Source organism: Streptomyces sp. Act143, assembly GCF_003143935.1.
Taxonomy (GTDB): Bacteria; Actinomycetota; Actinomycetes; order Streptomycetales; family Streptomycetaceae; genus Streptomyces.
On sequence record NZ_QFRX01000001.1, the window covers coordinates 4286393 to 4306783 of the forward strand.

General features: G+C 69.1%; 17 protein-coding genes, 1 tRNA gene, 1 pseudogene and 1 riboswitch. Of the genes and pseudogenes, 5 read left to right on the forward strand and 14 right to left on the reverse strand.

Annotation, left to right across the window (positions count from 1 at the left end; genetic code table 11):
* Nucleotides 1–29 precede the first annotated feature (29 nt).
* Nucleotides 30–365, reverse strand: a complete 336-nt coding sequence (locus tag DI272_RS19275; protein ID WP_109496565.1) for a hypothetical protein — start codon at nt 363–365, stop codon at nt 30–32.
* A complete protein-coding gene (locus DI272_RS19280; protein WP_181387249.1) occupies nt 362–589 on the reverse strand; it encodes a helix-turn-helix transcriptional regulator in 228 nt (75 codons plus the stop codon). The genes DI272_RS19275 and DI272_RS19280 overlap by 4 nt, the downstream gene beginning before the upstream one ends.
* A gap of 242 nt (nt 590–831) precedes the next feature.
* On the opposite strand from DI272_RS19280, the gene DI272_RS19285 reads away from it, so the two are divergent.
* Both DI272_RS19285 and DI272_RS19290 read left to right on the forward strand, forming a co-directional pair.
* A complete protein-coding gene (locus tag DI272_RS19285) occupies nt 832–1323 on the forward strand; it encodes a helix-turn-helix transcriptional regulator (RefSeq protein ID WP_109496567.1) in 492 nt (163 codons plus the stop codon).
* A 12-nt stretch (nt 1324–1335) separates the two neighbouring features.
* Nucleotides 1336–1938 (forward strand): hypothetical protein, encoded by a 603-nt coding sequence (locus DI272_RS19290; RefSeq protein ID WP_109496568.1) that lies wholly within the window; start codon nt 1336–1338, stop codon nt 1936–1938.
* On the opposite strand, the gene DI272_RS19295 is transcribed toward DI272_RS19290, so the two are convergent.
* Both DI272_RS19295 and DI272_RS19300 read right to left on the reverse strand, forming a co-directional pair.
* Nucleotides 1923–3749, reverse strand: coding sequence for a site-specific integrase (locus tag DI272_RS19295; protein ID WP_109496569.1), 1827 nt, complete (start codon nt 3747–3749; stop codon nt 1923–1925). The two genes, DI272_RS19290 and DI272_RS19295, sit on opposite strands and share 16 nt — an antisense overlap.
* A 104-nt stretch (nt 3750–3853) precedes the next feature.
* A tRNA-Leu gene (locus DI272_RS19300) sits at nt 3854–3936 on the reverse strand.
* 393 nt (nt 3937–4329) lie between these two features.
* Here DI272_RS19300 and DI272_RS19305 point away from each other — a divergent pair.
* Nucleotides 4330–5100 carry an ABC transporter ATP-binding protein gene (locus DI272_RS19305; RefSeq protein WP_109496570.1) on the forward strand — a complete coding sequence of 257 codons (771 nt, stop codon included), beginning with the start codon at nt 4330–4332 and terminating at the stop codon, nt 5098–5100.
* Nucleotides 5100–7628 (forward strand): ABC transporter permease, encoded by a 2529-nt coding sequence (locus DI272_RS19310; RefSeq protein WP_109496571.1) that lies wholly within the window; start codon nt 5100–5102, stop codon nt 7626–7628. The genes DI272_RS19305 and DI272_RS19310 overlap by 1 nt, the downstream gene beginning before the upstream one ends.
* Before the next feature lie 53 nt (nt 7629–7681).
* Here DI272_RS19310 and DI272_RS19315 read toward each other — a convergent pair whose 3' ends face one another.
* From DI272_RS19315 to DI272_RS45400, 10 genes and pseudogenes are all read right to left on the reverse strand, one after another.
* A complete protein-coding gene (locus DI272_RS19315) occupies nt 7682–8974 on the reverse strand; it encodes a cyclopropane-fatty-acyl-phospholipid synthase family protein (RefSeq protein ID WP_109500920.1) in 1293 nt (430 codons plus the stop codon).
* Nucleotides 8975–9235: 261 nt separating this feature from the next.
* Nucleotides 9236–10627: an NAD(P)/FAD-dependent oxidoreductase gene (locus DI272_RS19320; protein WP_109496572.1), complete on the reverse strand. Its 1392-nt coding sequence runs from the start codon at nt 10625–10627 to the stop codon at nt 9236–9238.
* 455 nt (nt 10628–11082) lie between these two features.
* Complete coding sequence (locus DI272_RS19325; RefSeq protein WP_109496573.1) at nt 11083–12024, reverse strand: Ppx/GppA phosphatase family protein; 942 nt, start codon at nt 12022–12024, stop codon at nt 11083–11085.
* Nucleotides 12025–12124: 100 nt separating this feature from the next.
* Entirely contained in the window at nt 12125–12649 is a 525-nt protein-coding gene (locus DI272_RS19330) for a DUF501 domain-containing protein (RefSeq protein WP_109496574.1), read from the reverse strand.
* Nucleotides 12650–12672: 23 nt separating this feature from the next.
* Nucleotides 12673–13149, reverse strand: a complete 477-nt coding sequence (locus DI272_RS19335) for a septum formation initiator family protein (protein ID WP_109496575.1) — start codon at nt 13147–13149, stop codon at nt 12673–12675.
* A gap of 93 nt (nt 13150–13242) precedes the next feature.
* Nucleotides 13243–14529 (reverse strand): phosphopyruvate hydratase, encoded by a 1287-nt coding sequence (gene eno / locus DI272_RS19340; RefSeq protein WP_109496576.1) that lies wholly within the window; start codon nt 14527–14529, stop codon nt 13243–13245.
* A 303-nt stretch (nt 14530–14832) separates the two neighbouring features.
* Nucleotides 14833–15519 (reverse strand): transglycosylase family protein, encoded by a 687-nt coding sequence (locus DI272_RS19345; RefSeq protein ID WP_109496577.1) that lies wholly within the window; start codon nt 15517–15519, stop codon nt 14833–14835.
* A gap of 4 nt (nt 15520–15523) precedes the next feature.
* Nucleotides 15524–15702: riboswitch (cyclic di-AMP (ydaO/yuaA leader) on the reverse strand.
* A 194-nt stretch (nt 15703–15896) separates the two neighbouring features.
* Nucleotides 15897–16865: a transglycosylase family protein gene (locus DI272_RS19350; protein WP_109496578.1), complete on the reverse strand. Its 969-nt coding sequence runs from the start codon at nt 16863–16865 to the stop codon at nt 15897–15899.
* A 126-nt stretch (nt 16866–16991) separates the two neighbouring features.
* Entirely contained in the window at nt 16992–17465 is a 474-nt protein-coding gene (locus DI272_RS45395; protein WP_258314892.1) for a transposase, read from the reverse strand.
* A gap of 354 nt (nt 17466–17819) precedes the next feature.
* A pseudogene (locus tag DI272_RS45400) lies at nt 17820–18866 on the reverse strand (recombinase family protein); the annotation flags it as partial.
* 227 nt (nt 18867–19093) lie between these two features.
* On the opposite strand from DI272_RS45400, the gene DI272_RS19365 reads away from it, so the two are divergent.
* Nucleotides 19094–20386: a cytochrome P450 gene (locus tag DI272_RS19365; protein WP_375138048.1), complete on the forward strand. Its 1293-nt coding sequence runs from the start codon at nt 19094–19096 to the stop codon at nt 20384–20386.
* The last annotated feature ends 5 nt before the right edge of the window (nt 20387–20391 follow it).

The following is a 20391-nucleotide window of genomic DNA, read 5'->3' on the forward strand; positions in this document are numbered from 1 at the left end:
TGCGAGGGTCGTGGGCGGCCCCGTTGCCGTCATCTGACGGCGGCGGCGCTGGGGCGTCGCGCCCCGGCGGGCTTGATGGAGTGCAGCGAGGGCGGCGCGGATACCGGCGCCTGGTCCGGCTGCGGGTTCAGCAGCCGCTCCCAGATCTCGTCCGGGACGACCGTGAACATCGACTGGACGACCCGCAGGTCGCAGTCGCAGAACGCGACGGACTCGCCGAGCTTCTGGTGCGGCAGCAAGCTGATGCGGTCCTGAAGGAACCGCTTTTTGCAGCGGAGCTTCTCGGCGGCCTGGTCGTAGTCGTAGTTGCAGACCACGGTGCAGATGCAGTGGGGCCGTGTCTGGCGGCGGACGGCGGTGTTCATGCCGGTACCCCGACCGCGTCTTCGGCCTTGGGCACGAGTTCGTCCAGGGCGATGCCGTAGGCCCAGGCGATGGCGGTCACGTTGGGCAGCGTCGGGACGCTTCCGTTGAAGACCCGGGTGACCACGCTTCTGTCGATCCCGGCTCGGCGGGCGATCTCCTCGTGGGTCAGGTCGCCCTTCTCGGCGGCCCTCGCCTTGAGGAGTTCTGTGTCCAGGCGGAGCAACGCGCCCCTCCTTTCGTGTGCGTGCATGCACGCCCTATGTGCGTGCATGCACAAGCTAGATCATGTGCATCCGTGCACACAAGCCCGACACGAGGGGGATCAATAATGTGATTTTTTGGGCGCACGCCCTGGTCACTGGTGAACACAACCTGCGCTGATGTGGCACAAGGGCGATCACCTGCACCTTGTGCACCCATGCACGCCCCTGCCGCCCCGGTTGCGGGCTTAGTAGCCTTCGGGGTATGCGGAGCAAGGGATCACCCGAACGGACCGAGGAGCTGACCGGTCCCGTCGCCCTGGGGAGGCTGGTAGCCGAACTTGCGGCACGGGCCCAGCCGGAGCCCTACGACCTCACACCCGGCGGAACCGGACGACGACGACTGAGCGAGGACGCCGGCATGAGCGTGTGGGCCGTCGCCCGCATGCTGCGCGGCGAGACCCTCCCCAAGGCCGAGAACATCGGCGGCCTGGCAGCAGCCCTCGGGGTCGACGAGGACCTGCTCCTCGACACGGCCGGGTACAGAAACAGACCCGATCGCGCCAAACGCACAAATCAGCCGGTAGTGTCAATCGCCCAGCCGCCTTCCCCGGAGGCGATCGCGGACATGCTCGGAATCACCCATTCCTTCGTCCGTAAGATGCTCATCTCCAGCATCGCCGAGGCCGTACGACTACAGCGCGAGGCAGACCAGAACGAGGACGGCGACGCCGGGGGAAGAGCCGTCGCCAGGTAGGACGGGGGACCCATGCAGCGCCCTTCCAGCCCCACGGCAACCATCGCCCTCGTCGGCGTCAGCACTGTGGGAGTAGGCACTCTCGCCACGACCGACGTCGACCTTCCGATCGAGCCAGGGTGCGTCCTGCCCATCGTGTGCGCCACCGCCGCCGCGGCGGCGTTCATCCGCCGGTACACCATCCGCCAGGAACAGCGCATGCGGGCGCTGTTCAAGGCCATGGCGCGCCAGCACGACGAGCGCGAGCGGGTCCTCGAAGCCCGGGAAAAGTCGCTGGCCGAGCGTGAGGAAACCTTCCAACGCACCCAGTGGACCACCCGACTGCGGATCGCCAGCGCCTACGCTCGCGTCGACATCACCAGGGAAGAGGCCGCAGCCGAGCGAGAGCGGCGCATGCAGATCGAGGGCGAATACCGGGAACTGTGCCGCGAGTGGAACGAGGCCGTGCTGGACGACGCGCAGGCACGCCTGCCTGAGGAAGCCCCCCGCCCGGCCATCGCTGTCGGACAGGCCGGCACTGTGCACGGGCCGCGACGCTCCTACCCGGATCGTCGCGGCCCGCGCCCCTATCTCTCCGTCGTCGACGGCTCCGGCGAGCGTCAGGACTCCGCCTGACCCACCGGGTCCCCGGCCGCCTCCGGGTGCTGCGTGCAGATCCGCAGCGCCTTCGCCCGAGCCTTCACGTAGCCCGCCTTGACCTGCTTGGCGTCCGTCCCCCAGGCCGCCGCCTCCGTATGTGCGGCGGGACCGGGCCGGTGCACGGCATACCAGCTCACCGGCTCCGCCGTGAAGGCCTCTTCCCACTGCCACGCCCATGCTTCGGCCAGCTCGTGCGCGCCCGGCGCGGCCACCAGCTCCTCTCCGTCCGGGCCGTAGACGATCGGCCCCAGGGACCAGATGCGAGCGCGGGCGGGCATCAGCTCGTGGACGTCGTCCAGGCCGCCGTGGCGGGCCGCCCACAGTGACGCGAGCCGCTCCTCGACGCTCACCTCCTGGCGGTGCTCCAGCTTCCACACCTCCGCCACCAGACGGGCGATCTCGGGCCGCCAGAACGCCTCCTGGTGCCGGTCGGGGAAGACGGCGACGTACAGCGTGCTGCCCGCCTGCCGGGGCACCGCGGGCCGGCCCCGGCCGCCCGCCACCGAAGGTCCGCCGCCTCCGTCGGTGCGGCCGCGGTTCAGCGACCGGTCGATTGCTTCCATCGCGTCGTCGTCGGCCTCCGGCAGCAGGTGCCCGTACGTGTCCGACGTCGTCTTGATCGACTCATGCCCGAGGCGGCGCTGCACGTAGGTCAGGCCGCGGCCCTCCGACAGCAGCACCGCGGCGTGCGAGTGCCGCAGGTCGTGCGGCGTCGGGTTCTTGTGGCTCGGCAGCAGACCGGCCTCCTTCGCCCGCTGCACGGCCCGCTGCCACCGGTCGTAGAACGTCGAGTAGTGCAGCCGCGCGCCGTGGTCGCCGGTGAAGTACAGCCGGCTCGGGTCGGCGTGGTCGTAGCCGCCCAGCTCCTCGACGGCGTCCACCACCGCCGAGGACACTCGCAGGCTGCGCCGGCCGCGCTTCGACTTCGGCACACCGATGTAGTAGCCGCCGTTGCCGTCCTTCTTCCAGGCCCGCTTGACTCGGATGATCGGCTTCGCCGTCCGCCAGTCGACCAGGCACTCCGGGGCCAGCGCCGACACCTCGCCCCAGCGCATGCCGGTGCCGTACTTCACGAGCGCCAGCAGCTGGTCGGAGCGGCGCTCCATGCACTGGATGACGCCGTCCACCTCGTCGGGGGTGAGGAACTCGATGTCCTCGCCCTCGGCGCCGTCGTCGTCCGTGCGCGGCAGCGAGGTGAGGTCGCACGGGTTGCGGTCCCGCAGCGGCGGCTCGGCCTGCACCGCCTTCTGCAGCACCGCCGACAGCAGCCCGTGCAGGTTGCGGATCGTCTTCGGCGACATCGGGTGCAGCTTCGCCGCGCCGTTCTTCGGCGCCCGCCCCTTGTGGACCCGGGTCTTCTCCAGCGACCTCACCCACGCCTGCACCGTGTCGTGGTTGAAGTGCTCCACCGAACGCACGTCGCAGTTGGCGAACGTCGGGAACACCCAGCGCTCGAGGTCGCGGACGCAGTCCTTGCGGTACTGCTCCTGGATGCCGGTCTTGGTCTCGAACATCGCCAGGGCGAACGTGCGGAAGCGGTAGCGGTCCTCGGCCGGTACCTCCGCCTCGGGGTCGATGTACCCCTTGCCCTTCACCCAGCCGAGCGGCCACTGCTGGCCGTTGTCGTTGACGGCCTGGCAGAAGACTCTCGCGGCTTCCGCCCCAGCCTCGTCGCCGTCGAACAGCTCGCTCTGCCACATCCCGTTGCGGGCGCCCCCGAGGCGCCACTTCACGCGGTGGCTCGTGACCACCCCGTCCTTGTTCTCCATCGCCTTCACGTACGCCATGACGGCAACGTAGAGAAGGCGTGCGCCAGCGGTGCGCCAGCGACACGAAAAGGGGAGCGCGTGTCCCGGCCTTTTCACCAGGTCAGGTATCAAAGGCATGGAAGTGCCCGGAGCCGGACTTGAACCGGTACGCCCGCGAGGGGCAGCGAGGTTTAAGCTCGCCGTGTCTGCATTCCACCATCCGGGCAGGCCATGGGCTCCGCATCGAGGTCCCGAGCCTATCGGGGCGCGTCCCTCGAACAGCGGACGGGCGGACCGATGTTGTCTTATTTTATTGACGTCTGAGGGTGCATCAGCCCGTGGAACAAGCCATCCGCACTTGCCAATAGCCTTACGCGCGAGGCCCGCCCGCGCATGCGGAATGACGGAATTTCACCGCCTCAACCAGGGGGCTCCACCCGTTCTCGACGCGAGCTCCGGTCAGGGGCCGCCGTCATCCCCAGGTATGACACGGCCGGGCGCGGTCAGACCCGAGTCGGTACGCGGAACCGGATCAGCGGGTGACTACACGGCGCGAAGCCACGGAGACGATGGTTCACGTCCCCCGAACACGTCGTCGTCCCGTCAGGAGCACCCACCCGTGACCACCACACCCATCGCCGGCCGGACCACCGCCGTGGCCGCACGCGCCACGGATCTGTCGAAGATCTACGGACAGGGCGAGACCCAGGTGGTCGCCCTCGACCGGGTCTCCGTCGAGTTCCGGCAGGCCGAGTTCACCGCGATCATGGGCCCGTCCGGCTCCGGGAAGTCGACCCTGATGCACTGCGTCGCCGGGCTCGACACCTTCTCCTCCGGCTCCGTGCGCATCGGCGACACCGAACTCGGCACGCTGAAGGACAGGCAGCTCACCAAGTTGCGCCGGGACAAGATCGGCTTCATCTTCCAGGCGTTCAACCTGCTGCCGACCCTGACCGCGCTGGAGAACATCACGCTGCCCATGGACATCGCGGGCCGCAAGCCCGACAAGCAGTGGCTGGAACGCGTCATTGAGATGGTGGGGCTCAAGGACCGGCTCGCGCACCGGCCCTCCCAGCTCTCCGGCGGCCAGCAGCAGCGTGTCGCCGTCGCCCGCGCGCTCGCCTCCCGGCCCGACATCATCTTCGGCGACGAGCCGACCGGAAACCTCGACTCGCGCTCCGGCGCGGAGGTGCTGGGCTTTCTCCGCAACTCCGTACGGGAGTTGGGGCAGACGGTGGTCATGGTGACCCACGACCCGGTGGCCGCCGCCTACGCCGACCGCGTCGTCTTCCTCGCGGACGGGCGGATCGTCGACGAGATGTACCGGCCGACCGCCGACAACGTCCTGGACTTCATGAAGCAGTTCGACGCGAAGGGCCGTACCTCCTGATGTTCCGCACCGCCCTGCGCAACGTCTTCGCGCACAAGGCCCGGCTGCTCATGACCGTGCTCGCCGTCATGCTCGGCGTGGCCTTCGTGTCGGGGACGCTGGTCTTCACCAACACCATCTCCCGCGCCTACCAGAACAGTTCCGCCAAGGGCTTCGACCACGTCGACGTGGCGGTCCGGGCCGACTACCAGGAGAGCAGGGGCAACACGGTCGGCAAGACGCCCGAGCTGACCCAGGCGATCCTTGACCGGAGCGCCGAGGTCCCCGGCGCCGCCTCCGCGATCGGTGTCGTCAAGGGCTTCACCGCCATCGCCGACAAGGACGGCGACCTCCTCGGCGACGGCTGGCAGTCCGAGGGCGGCAACTACTCCGGCACCGAGGACCCCCGCTACCCGCTGGTCAGCGGCCACGCCCCGCACGGCGCGAACGAGGTGCTGCTCGACTCCAAGAGCGCCGAGCGCGCCGGGTACAAGGTCGGCGACACGGTCCGGATCTCGGTCGACGGCCCGGTCCTCACCCCCACCGTCACCGGCATCTTCACCACCGACGACGGCAATGTCGCGGCCGGCGGCAGCCTGGCCCTGTTCGACACGGCCACCGCCCAGCGGCTGTTCGACAAGCCCGGCGTCTACGACGAGATCGACGTGGCGGCGAAGTCCGGCATCACCCAGGCCGCGCTGAAGGCCGAGCTGGACAAGGCGCTGCCCGGCAAGCTCGTCGAGACCACGACCGGCAAGGAACTCGCCGACGACCAGGCCGAGCTGATCTCCTCCCAGATGGGCAGCTTCCGTCAGATGCTGCTGGTCTTCGCGGGCATCGCGCTCTTCGTCGGCACCTTCATCATCGCCAACACCTTCACCATGCTGGTCGCCCAGCGCACCAAGGAACTGGCGCTGCTGCGGGCGGTCGGCGCCTCCCGGCGCCAGGTCACCCGGTCGGTGCTCGTCGAGGCGTTCGTCGTCGGCACGGTCGCCGGTGTGACCGGCCTGGTGGCGGGCATCGGCATCGGCGTCGGGCTGAAGTCCCTCATGGGCTCGCTCGGCGCGACCGTCCCGGACGGCCCGCTGATCATTTCCGGCGGCACCGTCGCCACGGCCCTCGCGGTCGGCATCCTCATCACCATGCTGGCGGCGTGGCTGCCCGGCCGCCGGGCCGCGAAGATCCCCCCGGTCGCCGCGATGAGCAGCGTGCACGCCCGGGCCACCACCAAGTCGCTGGTGCTGCGCAACACCCTGGGCGCGCTGTTCGCGGGCGCCGGTGTCGCGGTCGTCCTCGCGGCCACCACGATGAACGGCTCGGACGGCCAGGCCCCCATGGGCATCGGCGCGGTCCTGCTGATCATCGGCGTCTTCATCCTCACCCCGCTGCTGTCCCGCCCGCTGATCGCCGCCGCGGCGCCGGTACTCCGCGTCTTCGGCACGGCGGGCAAGCTGGCCCGGCAGAACTCGGTCCGCAACCCCCGTCGTACGGCCGCCACCGCGTCCGCGCTGATGATCGGGCTCACCCTGATCACGGGCATGACGGTGATGGCGGGCAGCCTTCAGAAGTCCATCGACAAGATGGCCACGGCGGCCGTCAAGGCGGACTACGTCGTCTCCATGGCGAACGGCAACGAGCTGTCCCCGGACGTGGAGCAGCGGCTGAAGCGGGTCGGCGACGTCACCGCCACCACCCCGCTGCGCAACGCGGCCTCCCGCATCGACGGCGAGACCGAGTACCTGACCGGCGTCAACGGCTCCGCCATCGGCAAGCTCACCGACCTCGAGGTCGACAACGGCACCTTCAAGGTGGGCGGCACCGAGGTGGTCGTCGACGCGGACACCGCCGAGCACTACGGCTGGAGGGCGGGGTCGGACTTCACCGTCCACTACGAGGACGGCAAGGCGCAGCGGTTGACCGTCGCCGGGGTCTACGAGGGCAACGAGCTGATCCGCGGCATCCTGCTCGACACCGCGGCTCTCGCCCCGCACCAGAGCGACCCGGCCGACATGAAGGTCATGGTCAAGACGTCCGACGGCGCCTCGGCCGCGACCAAGGACAGGCTGGCGAAGGCACTCGGCACCAATCCGGCCATCAAGATCCAGAGCAAGCAGGACGTGTCCGACGACATCGCGCAGATGTTCACGCTGATCCTCAACATGGTCTACGGCCTGCTCGCCATGGCGGTCCTGGTCGCGGTCCTCGGGGTCATCAACACGCTGGCCATGTCGGTCTTCGAACGCTCGCAGGAGATCGGCATGCTCCGCGCGATCGGCCTGGACCGCAAGGGCGTCAAGCGGATGGTCCGCCTGGAGTCCCTGGTGATCTCCCTGTTCGGCGGGGTGCTCGGGATCGGCCTGGGCGTGTTCTTCGGCTGGGCGGCCGGTGAGCTGCTGGGCACCAAGATGGCGACGTACGAACTCGTCCTGCCCTGGGGGCGGATGGCCCTGTTCCTTCTCGGCGCGGCATTCGTCGGCGTCCTCGCGGCCCTGTGGCCGGCCCGGCGCGCGGCGAGGCTGAACATGCTGTCGGCCATCAAGGCCGAGTAGCCGTACGGCAGTCGGGGCCCGCCACTGGCAAGTGGCGGGCCCCTTGCGTCTGTTCAGTTCCAGGTGCGGGCCCGCAGCGGCATCCCGGAGTCCCCGGAGCCGGGGGTGCGGACGGCGAGGACCTGGTTGACGCCGATGCTGTTGCGTTCGAAGGCGAGGGCGCTGGCGGCCATGTAGAGCCGCCAGACCCGGGCCCGGCCCGGTCCGGCGAGCCGGACGGCGCGGTCCCAGTCGGCCTCCAGCCGGGTCACCCAGCGGCGCAGGGTGAGGCCGTAGTGCTCGCGGATCGCCTCGACGTCGCGCACCTCGAACCCGGCGCCTTCCAGCTGGGTGACGGTGGTGCCGAGGGGGGCGAGTTCGCCGTCGGGGAAGACGTAGGCGTCGATGAACTCGTCCACGTGGTACGTCGATTCGTCGCGCTGGGGGCGGCGGGCGATCTGGTGGTTGAGGAGCCGTCCGCCGGGCTTGAGCAGGGCGTACAGGTTCTCGGCGTACTCCAGGTAGCGTTCCGCGCCGACGTGTTCGGCCATGCCGATGGAGGAGATCGCGTCGTAGGGCCCGTCGGTGACGTCCCGGTAGTCCTGGACGCGGATCTCGATCCGGTCGGTCAGGCCCTCGTCGGCGACGCGCTTGCGGGCGTAGGCGGCCTGCTCCTGGGAGAGGGTGATGCCGACGACGCTCACGCCGTGCTCGCGGGCGGCGTGGATCGCCATCGAGCCCCAGCCGCATCCGACGTCCAGGAGTCGCTGACCGGGCGTCAGGGCGAGCTTGCGGCAGACCAGTTCGAGCTTGTCGCGCTGGGCGTCCTCCAGGGTGCCGTCCGGCGTCTCCCAGTAGGCGCACGAGTAGACCATCGACGGGCCGAGGACGATCTCGTAGAAGTCGTTGCCGACGTCGTAGTGGTGGCTGACGGCACGTCTGTCGGTGTGCCGGGTGTGGAGGTGGCCGCGGCGCCGGCGGACCTCCTCGGGCGGCGGGGCCGGCGGCAGCGGCAGCCCGGAGAGCCGGACGAGCCCGCGCAGGGCGGCGCGCACCTCGGGGTCGCGCAGCAGCGCGGTACGGCTCCGGGTGTCCTCGCCGCGCTCCCAGACGAGGCCGGCGATCAGGTCGAGGGCGGTGTAGAGGTCGCCGTCGATGTCGAGGTCGCCCGCGACCCAGGCCCGGGCCAGGCCCAGTTCGCCGGGTTTGAACAGCAGCCGGCGCACGGCGCGGCGGTTGCGCAGGACGAGCGCGGGGGCGCCCGGCGGTCCCGCCTGCGAGCCGTCCCACGCCCGCACGCGGACCGGGAGCGGGGCTCCCAGCAGGAGTTCGAAGAGGTTCTTCAGCCGCAGCGCGGCGTCAGCCATGGCGCCCACCTCCGTGACGAGGATCCCGGAATTGTCCACCTACGTAAACACCGGAAGCCTCCGGGCACAGTCCCGCCACGGCGTCACGACCAGGCAAAATAACTGCATGGACCACGTACCTGGCGCGGCGAGGAGGATTCCGCCGGTGCGCCGGGGAGGGACCCGGCGGCACGCCGAGGGGGATGCCGCCGGGTACGCCGAAGGGCCTCCCGCACCACGGATGGCGGGAGGCCCTTCGGTTCGTTCAGCGACCGGAGCCGGTCAGGAGGCCTTGGCCTTCTCCTGGGTCTTCTCCGGCTGCGCCGCGGCGGGCGCCGGCGCGGGCTTCGCCGCCTCGTAGAACTCCTCGCGCGGAGTCTCCAGGGCGCCGAGGGCGACGACCTCGCGCTTGAGGAACATCGCGAGCGTCCAGTCGGCGAAGACGCGGATCTTGCGGTTCCACGTCGGCATCGCCAGACCGTGGTAGCCACGGTGCATGTACCAGGCGAGACGGCCCTTGAGCTTGATCTTCATCTTGCCCATGACGATCATCGCGACGCCCTTGTGGAGGCCGAGGCCCGCCACCGCACCCTTGTTGGAGTGCGCGTACTCCTTCTGCGGGAAGCCCCGCATACCGGAGATCACGTTGTCGCCGAGGACCTTGGCCTGACGCAGCGCGTGCTGGGCGTTCGGCGGGCACCAGGCGTTCTCGACGCCGGCCTTGCGGGCGGCGACGTCCGGGACCTGGGCGTTGTCGCCGGCGGCCCAGATGTAGTCGGTGCCCTGGACCTGGAGGGTCGGGGCGGTGTCCACGTGGCCGCGCGGGCCGAGCGGGAGGCCGTAGCGGGACAGGACCGGGTTGGGCTTGACGCCGGCGGTCCAGACGATCGTGTTGGAGTCGACCTCGAGTCCGTTCTTCAGCACGACGTGGCCGTCGACGCAGGAGTCCATCGAGGTGGAGAGGTAGATCTCCACGCCGCGGCTCTCCAGGTGCTCCTTGCCGTAGGTGCCCAGCTTCGGGCCGACCTCGGGAAGGATCTTGTCGGCGGCGTCGACGAGGATGAACCGCATGTCCTCGCGGGAGACCGTCTTGTAGTACTTGGCCGCGTCGCGGGCCATGTCCTCGACCTCACCGATGGTCTCCGCGCCGGCGAAGCCGCCGCCGACGAAGACGAAGGTGAGCGCCTTGCGGCGGATCTCCTCGTCGGTGGTGGAGTCGGCCTTGTCCAGCTGCTCCAGGACGTGGTTGCGCAGGCCGATGGCCTCCTCGACGCCCTTCATACCGATGCCCTGCTCGGCGAGGCCGGGGATCGGGAAGGTGCGGGAGACCGCGCCGAGCGCGATCACCAGGTAGTCGAAGGGCAGCTCGTACGCCTCGCCGACCAGCGGGGCGATCGTGGCGACCTTGCGGTCCTGGTCGATGGTGGTGACCCGGCCGGTGAGGACCTCCGCCTTGGGCAGCACGCGTCGCAGCGGGACGACGACGTGGCGCGGGGAGATGCTGCCGGCGGCGGTTTCGGGGAGGAAGGGCTGGTAGGTCATGTACGACCGGGGGTCGACGACCGTGACGGTCGCCTCGCCGTAGCGCATCTTCTTGAGGATGCGCCGAGCTGCGTACAGGCCTACGTACCCACCGCCTACTACGAGGATCCTGGGACGCTCCGTGGTGCTCATGCCATCGAGTATCCACCCGCCCCAGGGGGGTCGCTCGTGCGCCCCTTCACAAGCTCTGACAGGGGGTGTGTTATCCTCCGCGACCCGCGTGATCCAGATCATGGTGCAGACCTGGAACCAGGAGGGGCCGCGACCCGTTGTCAATGCCGCGTGAGCTGCCTCTCTTGGCCTTCGCGGCACCTGTGAGCGGTCCGCAACAACCCCCCGCGAGACCCTCGCGAACCCTCCGCGCCGACCCCTCGCACCGCCCTTCTGAACACGTTCAATGGCCAGTTGAGCCCCCGGAAGGGTCAGTCGGCCTCTTTTCCTGGTTCCACAGGGCGGAATTCCTTGTGAAGAACTTCACGAACTTTCTCGGAGGCGCACCCCGAAGGGCCGTTTCCGGGCCCCCCGGAAGCGCTCATACGTTATCCGACCTGCTCAGCAGAAGGCTACCGATCGGTAACAAAGGAGAGCTACGCCACCGACCACGCGATGCCGTCGAGGATGTCGTGCTCGCTCACGACGACCTCCTCGGCCCCGATCCGCTCCATGATCGACAGCAGTACGAGAGCACCCGCGGCGATGACGTCCACGCGCCCCGGGTGCATCGCGGGAACGGCCGCGCGCTCGGCGTGCGTGGAGCGCAGCAGCCACTCGGTGATCTCGCGGACCCGGTCGTGGGAGACCCGCGAGTGGTGGATCCGGGCCGGGTCGTACTCGGACAGCTCCTGCGCGATCGCGGAGACGGTGGTGACCGACCCCGCGAGCCCCACCAGCGTGCGCGCCTCGCGCAGCGGCACGGTCTCCTCGGCCAGGTCCAGGGCGGCCTCGATGTCCGCCCGCATGGCGGCGATCCGCTCCTCGGACGGCGGGTCGCTGACCACCCCGTCCCGGACGAGATGGCGCTCGGTCATCCGCACACAGCCGACGTCGACGGAACGGGCGGCACGCACATGCTCGTCCCCGACCACGAACTCGGTCGACCCGCCGCCGATGTCCACGACCAGGTAGGGCCGCTCCAGATCCTCGCGGCCCTTGAGCTCCCCCGTGGCCCCGGTGAAGGAGAACTCCGCCTCCTGGTCCCCGGTGATGACCTCCGGCTCGACACCGAGGATCTCCAGCACCCCGCGCACGAAGTCGTCCCGGTTCTCCGCGTCCCGCGAGGCGGACGTGGCCACGAACCGCAGCCGCTCCGCGCCGAGCTCCTTGATGACCGCCGCGTACTCCCGGCAGGCCGCGAACGTCCGCTCCAGCGCCTCGGGAGCCAGCCGCCCGGTCCGGTCGACGCCCTGCCCGAGCCGCACGATCGTCATACGGCGGTCCAGGTCGACGAGTTCACCGGTGGCGGGGTCGCAGTCGGCGACGAGGAGACGGATGGAGTTGGTACCGCAGTCGATGGCGGCGACGCGGGTCATGGGGGTCCTCACTTCTTCACTGGCCGAGACGGGTGATGGGTGGGCGAAGGCCCGGGGGGCCAGGGGGCGGAGCCCCCTGGTACGGCGACCGGACGGACGGTCACTGATCGGCGGGCGGCACGACGCACGCCCCACGGCTCCACCACTCCGGCAGCATCGCAAGAGCCTCGTCACCGAGCGGGTTCACTCCGGGGCCCGCGGCCAGGGAGTGCGCCACCAGTACGTGCAGGCACTTCACCCGGTCCGGCATGCCGCCCGCGCTCGGGAAACCCTTGAGCTCCTCGATCTCGTCACGCCGCCGGACATAGTCCTCGTGCGCGGCACGGTACGCCGCGGCGAGCTCCGGGTCGGTTGCCAGCCGCTCCGTCATCTCCTTCATCACGCCGTTCGCCTCCAGCGTCCCGATCGCGGAGTTCGCCTTCGGGCACGTCAGGTAGTACAGCGTCGGGAAGGGCGTGCCGTCGGGAAGGCGGGGGGCCGTCTCCACCACGTCCGGCTGCCCGCAGGGGCACCGGTGCGCGATGGCGCGCAGCCCGCGCGGCGGACGCCCGAGCTGCTGCTTGAAGGCCTCGACGTCGGCGTCGGTCGGCTCGGTGCGCGGGGTGGTGGGCGGGGGCGTTTCCATGCCTGTCTTTCTCTAGGTCAGCTTCACTGGTCGGAGGCGTCGGACTTGTCGACCCCGTCCCAGACGTTCGAGTACCAGGGACGGTCCGCCGCCCCCAGGTCGGCGCGCGACTGCTGGGCCGCACCCGGGTCGACGACGATGAACCCCGTCTCCCCCGGCATCACATAGTGCAGCCGCTGCCGGATCTGCTGCTCGGCGTACGCGTCGTCCTGCCACCGCGCCTTGAGGTCGCGCAGCTGCTCGACCCGCTGCCGCGCCTGCTCCTGCTCCCGTTGCAGATCGGCGATCTCCGCGCGCTGGGAGACGTACTGCCTTATCGGATAGGCGAGCGCGACGATCAGCGAGCAGAGCACCAGCGCGAGCAGCGCCGCGCGGCCGGTGAGCCGGGATCGGCGCGCCTGCCGTTTGGTCTGGGAGCGGTAGACCCGGGCCGCGGTCTGCTCGCCGAGCAGTCGGATCCGGGTCGCGGTGGAGAAACGGTCCCGGTCCTTGACGGCCATCTCTCACTCCCGTTCACACGCGCGTACGTCCCCGCACACGGTACGGGACCGAGTACGGGGACGTACGTACGACGCCTCTTGTGGCGCTGCGGCTCAGCCCTTGAAGCGGGGGAAGGCCGAGCGGCCGGCGTACACCGCGGCGTCGTCGAGGATCTCCTCGATGCGCAGCAGCTGATTGTACTTGGCGACGCGCTCGGAGCGGGCCGGGGCGCCGGTCTTGATCTGGCCGCAGTTGGTGGCGACGGCCAGGTCGGCGATGGTGACGTCCTCGGTCTCGCCGGAGCGGTGGGACATCATGCACTTGAAGCCGTTGCGCTGGGCGAGCTCGACGGCGTCCAGGGTCTCGGTGAGCGAGCCGATCTGGTTCACCTTCACGAGCAGGGCGTTGGCGGAGCCCTCCTCGATGCCGCGGGCGAGGCGCTCGGGGTTGGTGACGAACAGGTCGTCGCCGACGAGCTGGACCTTGTCGCCGAGCTTGTCGGTGATGACCTTCCAGCCGGCCCAGTCGTCCTCGAACAGCGGGTCCTCGATGGAGACGAGCGGGTAGGCCGCGACGAGCTCCTCGTAGTACTCCGTCATCTCGGCGGCGGAGCGCTCCTTGCCCTCGAAGAGGTACTTGCCGTCCTTGTAGAACTCGGAGGCGGCGACGTCGAGCGCGAGGGCGACCTGCTCACCGGGGACGTACCCGGCCTGCTTGATCGCTTCGAGGATGAGGTCCAGGGCGTCACGGTTGGAGCCCAGGTTCGGGGCGAAGCCGCCCTCGTCGCCCAGGCCGGTGGACAGGCCCTTGCTCTTCAGGACGGCCTTGAGGGTGTGGTAGACCTCGGTGCCCCAGCGCAGCGCCTCGGAGAAGGACTCCGCGCCGATCGGGGCGATCATGAACTCCTGGATGTCCACGTTGGAGTCGGCGTGCGAGCCGCCGTTCAGGATGTTCATCATCGGCACCGGCAGCAGGTGCGCGTTCGGGCCGCCCAGGTAGCGGAAGAGCGGGAGGTCGCTGGCCTCGGAGGCGGCGTGGGCGACGGCGAGCGAGACGCCGAGGATGGCGTTGGCGCCGAGGGAGCCCTTGTTGTCGGTGGCGTCCAGGTCGAACATGGCCTGGTCGATCAGGCGCTGCTCGGTGGCGTCGTAGCCGACCAGCTCCGGGCCGATCTGCTCGATGACGGCGAGAACGGCCTTCTCGACGCCCTTGCCCTGGTAGCGGTTCGGGTCGCCGTCGCGGAGCTCGATGGCCTCGAAGGCGCCCGTGGAGGCGCCGGACGGGACGGCGGCACGACCCGTGCTGCCGTCGTCGAGGCCGACCTCGACCTCGACCGTGGGGTTGCCTCGGGAGTCCAGGATTTCCCGGGCTACGACGACGTCGATGGACGGCACGAGCATCTCCTTCTTGGGATGTGACACGGTCCGCCGGGACCGCGGTGTGTTCTGCGAGACGAGCCTAACCGGCTCCGGGCGATCGGCCACCGTGCAGACCGCCCCGTGGACAGAACCGAAAGTAAATTGTTTCCGAACGGAACAAAGAAACGCGGGTGCCCGGGCATGAAAAACCCCGCTCCGGTGCGTACGGGGGAACACGCACCGGAGCGGGGAGCCCGCGGGGACGGGGGGACCCTCACGGGGCCTCCATGATGAGGACCACGGATGTGAGGGCGCTGTGGTTCGGCTGGGCCTTGCCCGTGCCTCTTACTTGAGGTGCAGCTGCTGGCCCGGGTAGATGAAGTCGGCGTCGTCGATGATGTCCTTGTTCAGCTTGAACAGCTTCTGCCAGCCGCCCTTGACATCGTGCTTCTCGGCGATCGAGCTGAGGGTGTCACCCTTGACGACCTTGTACTCGCCGTCACCCTTCTTGACCTTCTTGCCGGTCGGGGTGGTGACGGTCTTCTTGGCGGTCGTGCGCTCCGAGGAACGGGAGGTCGACTGCTCGGAGGAACGGGTGCTGGTGCTGCTGCCGCTCGACGAACCGGAGCCGGAGGACGAGCTGCCGCCGCCGGTGTAGGCGGCACCGGACAGGCCCACGCCACAGGTCGGCCAGGCGCCCTTGCCCTGGGAGGCGAGGACCTTCTCGGCGATCTGGATCTGCTGCGACTTGGAAGCCTGGTCGGCGGTGGAGGCGTACGCCGTGCCGCCGTACGCGGCCCAGGTGGACGCGGAGAACTGAAGGCCGCCGTAGTAGCCGTTGCCGGTGTTGATGGACCAGTTGCCACCCGACTCGCACTGGGCGACGGCGTCCCACTCGGAGGCGGTGGCGGCGGAGGCGTTGCCGGCCGCCATCAGCGGGGCGGCGATGGCGACACCGGTGACGCCGGCGAGCGCGGCGGCGCGGGTGGCCTTGGACGGACGACGGTGCTTGCCCTTGCCGGAAAACAGCATGGATCGATCCCCTCACCGACGCCTGCGAGGTGAGCTGTCGGGTTCGGGCCGGTTGAGTTGCCCGGCCGCGCATCCCGGCCTTGCGGCCTGCTGCGCGGCTTCACCCCAAGCCGGTCCAGCGTGAACTGCTGGGCCCGGCACTTACCTTGGGTCCCCCGCTCCTGCCTACGGCGCTTGACGCGACGACTGTTCCCGTACGGCCGCTGGCAGGATTCGGCGTTGCGGCAGCCGGGGCTCGTGGTGACGAGCGGTGTTGACCGTAGACACGGAATCCGGGGAATTTCAAAGACGATCAGGGCTTCTGAGACTCATCCCACACTTTCGCCAAACCGGACATTCGGCGCGAAGCATGACGCGAACTCCCGCCGGTTTTCGCCCTATTCGGACCCGACTACGAGGGTCTGACCGGGCATGATGGCGCTCGGGTCGGAGCCGATGACCTTCTTGTTCACGGCGTAGAGGTGGCGCCACCCGCCGTCGAGACCAAGGGAGTCGGCGATGGAGGCGAGGGTGTCGCCCTCGCGGACGGTGTACGCCTTCTCGTCGGCGCTCGCGCCACGGTGCCGGCCGGTACCCGCGGAGGTGTCGGCCCCGCCCTCGGCGTCGGCGACGAGCGCACCGATGTCGACGAGGCTCGAAGAGCCGCCTTCCTGCCAGGAGTTGTCCGATTCGACCTCATTGGCCGGAACTGTGGGCGAGCTGTCGGGCGACTGCGCGGCACCCTGGCCGGAGTCGGACCTGTCCGACTTGGCGGAGTTGTCCGCATCGGTGGAGGCGGAGGGCGAGGGCGAGGGCGAGGAATCGTCGGAGGCGCCGTCGGAGGCGTCACTCGAGGCGTCGCCCGACGAGCCGGACTCCGCGGAATTGGGCAAGCCGGACGATTCCGACCCCGATCCGGACGCATCGGACTCCGCCCCGGACGCCGAGGCGGAACCGCTCCCGACCCCGGTGTCGACATCGGCCGAGCCCGAGTCCTGACTGAGCCCGTTGAGCAGCCCGCAGGCACCCCAGACGCCGACACCCTGGTCCGCGAGGACCTTCTCGGCGACGGCTATCTGCTGGTTGCGGCTGGCCAGGTCGGCACTCGGCGCGTAGTCGAGGCCGCCGAACTTCTCCCAGTTCTCCTGGGAGAGGTTGAGCCCGCCGTAGGAACCGTCACCGTTGTTCTGGCTCCAGGAACCGTCGGTCTCGCACTTGGCGACCTTGTCCCAGGTGCCGCCGTCGGCCGCGCTCGCGCCGGTGGCGGCGAGGAGCGGGATCGCGATGGCGGAGCCGGTCACTCCGGCCGCGACAAGAAGCGCCGGAGCCTGGCGGGGGCGACGGTGACGACCGTTCCCGGTGAGCATGCGGGGAACCTTTCGCGAGACAGCGGTGACCGGCGTGACGGGTGGTGCTGGTCGCCACGCTGGTTGGTGAACGTATCGGCAGACGATCACTTGTCACAAGTTCATGCCGCGCAGATCACGTGAAGATCACAGACTTGAACGCCTGTCATGTTTAGCCGGTTCCAAGGCACCCAGGGTGATGCGAAGGGGAGGGACGAGTGCTTCACGTCGAACTGGCGCCCCCTCACCCCGGAAGTTGAGGTGGTGCACGAGGACAGGCCAAAAGCCCTTCTCGAACCAGGTGTTCTGCCGGTCCTTGGCTAGCGCCCAGGGCCCGTAACGCGCAGGCAGCTCATCCCAGAGACAACCGGACCGCAGCCGGTGAAGGATCCCGTCCAGCTGGGTCCGCACATCCACCGCACCGCGCGCGAACTGGCGCCGCTGGAAGTAGGTCGCCATCAACTCCTCGACCGCGCTCCAGGCCCGCTCCGGAACCTCGGCGGGAACCAGCGTCCCGGTTCGCTCATGCCATTCCGTCACCTTGCACTTGACCCCGGATCGTTTGCGCGCTTGTCCGAGCGGCCGCACCGTGACATCCAGAAAGTCGATCACCTCTGCCATCTCGCAAAGGTTCAAATCCCCTGTCTTCCCACCGGCGATCAGCCTGGCGCCGAGTTCCGCTCGCTCCTGCTCCGCCAGCACTGCTTCGGCCTGGGCGAGCAGAAGACTGATGTTCCTCACTTCTTCCGCGAGTTGGCGCACGGCCGCGTCCCGCACCACCGGGTCAAGACCAGGCACACGGGCGAGTTCGGTCCGCGCATGTGCCGCGGCCTGCCGCTTCTCATCGAGCGACTTCTCCAAACGAGCCACGCGCTCACGCTGCTTCCCGGCGTTCCCCGGAGCGGCCTTGCGGCCGCGTGGGCTCCATCCGGTGCGCCTCTCCGGATCCTCCAGGAACGTCAGAACCTTGCTCCACACGGCTGCTTCGACCTCGGCGCCGATCAGGTGCGGATCGGAACAGTTCGTCGACCGCCCCTTGCCGTTGTTGCCGCCACCGCGCCGGTAGTACCGCGTGTCGTTGGTCTTGCGGTAGCTGCCGACATAGCGGTGTCCACACGCGCCGACGATCCGGCCCGTCAGCGGATGGTTGCCTGCGGTCGACCGGGTCGGCCGACCTCTCCGCCGCAGGGCCGTGACGAGGGCCTCGACCTGTTCCGCGGAGAGGATGCGGGGAATGTGGATGACCACGCTGTCCCCGTGTAACGGAACGCCATTTTGATCCAGTTTCGTACCGTTCTTTCTGTTGCCGGCGGGGTTACGGAAGACGACCTCACCCTTGAGCAGAGCGGGGTTCCGGAGGCGTCGATGGAGATCGGAGGCGGTCCAGGGGCGACCGCTCCGCGTGAGTTTCCCCAGCGCGTTCAGCTCCTGGGCCGTCTCGGAGATGCTCTTCCCCTCTTCCACGATCAGGGTCACCGCCGCGCGGACGACATCCGCCTCGGTCTCACTGACGACCAGCCTGGACCCACGCCTTCCGGTCTGCTCGATGGCGTAACCCCACGGCGGTGGACCGCCGACCCAACCACCGTCGAGGGCCCTGCGCTGACGACCACCCTGAGTGCGCTCGCGAATGAGATTCCATTCGGCCTCAGCCATCAACGCATGGAAGTGCAACTGTCGCCGACCGAACTCCGTGGTGGTGTCGACGTCCTGCGTGACCGATGCGAAGTGGACACCAAGGTCTTCGATCGCTCAGATCCACGTCCAGAACGCCCGGCCGGTACGGCCGATACGGTCGAACTCGTGGACCACGATCACATCGATCAGGCCGCGCCGAGCAGCCTGTTCCAGCCGCAGCATGCCGGGCCGGTCGACCAAGGCTCCCGACACCCCTTCATCCCTGAACACCATTTCGGGATCGAGAATCCACCCCGGCCTGCTTTCGACGTGCGCGCGACCCGCCCTCTCCTGGACAGCGAGCCCGTATCCCTGCGCCTGCTCTTGTGCCGAGACCCGCAGCATCAGTGCGGCTCGCACCGCGCGCACCGGCTCGGCGCGACGATTTACCGCGGACGCGGGTGCAGCTACAGCGTTGAACACGTCAGCCCCTTCACGGCTGGCAAGGCCCCGGAGCTCTGACCAGCTTCGGGGCCCCTGCGTTTACCGGATCTAACGCTTGTCATGACGCAGCACCGGCAAACGCATAAAAGGCCAGCTAATCGCTTATTTGGGCATAGCGGTGCTATGCCATGCTTTCGCGGTCAGCCACATCGTCGTCGCCCGGCTCCCGATACGGTCATCATGTGAACGTCCCGAACACCGCCCCCGAACTCTTCACCTGGGAGTTCGCCAGCGATCCGTACCCGGCGTACGCCTGGCTGCGTGAACACTCCCCCGTCCACTGGACCACCCTGCCCAGTGGAGTCGAGGCGTGGCTGGTAACCCGATATGCCGACGCACGCCAGGCGCTCGCGGACGGGCGCCTTTCGAAGAACCCCGCCCATCACGCCGAGGACGCTCAAGGCAAGAGCCGGACCGGTATTCCGGGTGAGCGCAGCGCCAACCTCATGACGCATCTGCTCAACATCGATCCTCCGGACCACACACGACTGCGCCGCCTGGTGTCCAAAGCGTTCACCCCGCGCCGCGTAGCGGAGTTCGAACCCCGGGTACAGGAGCTGACGGACGGCCTCATCGACCGGTTCGCGCCCCGGGGCGAAGCCGATCTCATCCACGAGTTCGCCTTCCCCCTCCCCATCTACGCGATCTGCGACCTGCTCGGTGTGCCACGCGAGGATCAGGACGACTTCCGTGACTGGGCAGGCATGATGATCCGGCACGGCGGCGGCCCCCGCGGCGGCGTCGCACGCTCTGTCAAGAAGATCCGTGGCTACCTCGCCGACCTCATCCACCGCAAGCGCAACGACCTCGGCGACGACCTGATCTCAGGCCTCATCCGCGCCTCGGATCACGGTGAGCACCTCACCGAGAACGAAGCCGCCGCCATGTGTTTCGTGCTCTTGTTCGCCGGTTTCGAGACCACCATCAACCTCATCGGCAACGGCGCCTACGCCCTCCTGCGCAACCCCGACCAGCGGGCCCGGTTGCAGGAGTCGATAGAGCGGGGCGAGACCGGCCTGCTGGACACCGGTATCGAGGAACTGCTCCGTTACGACGGCCCCGTGGAACTGGCCACCTGGCGGTACGCCACCGAGCCCCTCAGCATCGGCGGACAGTCCATCGCCACCGGCGACCCGGTGCTGGTCGTACTTGCCGCCGCCGACCGTGATCCGACACGGTTCGAAGAACCGGACACGCTTGATCTGTCCCGCCGCGACAACCAACACCTCGGATACGGCCACGGCATTCACTACTGCCTCGGTGCCCCCCTGGCGCGCCTGGAAGGCCGCGCTGCGCTCGAAACCCTGCTGCGCCGCCTGCCCGATCTACAACTTGCCGCTGATCCTGTGGACCTGCGATGGCGGGGTGGACTGATCATGCGAGGACTTCGGGATCTACCCGTGCGGTTCACCCCGGCCTGACGGTT

Excerpts from the sequence above, each read along its gene's own strand:
- DI272_RS19285 (WP_109496567.1), top strand. The coding sequence starts at position 832 with ATGCGGAGCAAGGGATCACCCGAACGGACCGAGGAGCTGACCGGTCCC.
- DI272_RS19320 (WP_109496572.1), bottom strand. The coding sequence starts at position 10,627 with ATGAGCACCACGGAGCGTCCCAGGATCCTCGTAGTAGGCGGTGGGTAC.
- DI272_RS19310 (WP_109496571.1), top strand. The coding sequence starts at position 5,100 with ATGTTCCGCACCGCCCTGCGCAACGTCTTCGCGCACAAGGCCCGGCTG.
- DI272_RS19350 (WP_109496578.1), bottom strand. The coding sequence starts at position 16,865 with ATGCTCACCGGGAACGGTCGTCACCGTCGCCCCCGCCAGGCTCCGGCG.
- eno (WP_109496576.1), bottom strand. The coding sequence starts at position 14,529 with ATGCTCGTGCCGTCCATCGACGTCGTCGTAGCCCGGGAAATCCTGGAC.
- DI272_RS19365 (WP_375138048.1), top strand. The coding sequence starts at position 19,094 with ATGCTTTCGCGGTCAGCCACATCGTCGTCGCCCGGCTCCCGATACGGT.
- DI272_RS19295 (WP_109496569.1), bottom strand. The coding sequence starts at position 3,749 with ATGGCGTACGTGAAGGCGATGGAGAACAAGGACGGGGTGGTCACGAGC.
- DI272_RS45395 (WP_258314892.1), bottom strand. The coding sequence starts at position 17,465 with ATGGCAGAGGTGATCGACTTTCTGGATGTCACGGTGCGGCCGCTCGGA.
- DI272_RS19345 (WP_109496577.1), bottom strand. The coding sequence starts at position 15,519 with ATGCTGTTTTCCGGCAAGGGCAAGCACCGTCGTCCGTCCAAGGCCACC.
- DI272_RS19335 (WP_109496575.1), bottom strand. The coding sequence starts at position 13,149 with ATGGCCGTCAAGGACCGGGACCGTTTCTCCACCGCGACCCGGATCCGA.
- DI272_RS19315 (WP_109500920.1), bottom strand. The coding sequence starts at position 8,974 with ATGGCTGACGCCGCGCTGCGGCTGAAGAACCTCTTCGAACTCCTGCTG.
- DI272_RS19325 (WP_109496573.1), bottom strand. The coding sequence starts at position 12,024 with ATGACCCGCGTCGCCGCCATCGACTGCGGTACCAACTCCATCCGTCTC.
- DI272_RS19330 (WP_109496574.1), bottom strand. The coding sequence starts at position 12,649 with ATGGAAACGCCCCCGCCCACCACCCCGCGCACCGAGCCGACCGACGCC.
- DI272_RS19290 (WP_109496568.1), top strand. The coding sequence starts at position 1,336 with ATGCAGCGCCCTTCCAGCCCCACGGCAACCATCGCCCTCGTCGGCGTC.
- DI272_RS19275 (WP_109496565.1), bottom strand. The coding sequence starts at position 365 with ATGAACACCGCCGTCCGCCGCCAGACACGGCCCCACTGCATCTGCACC.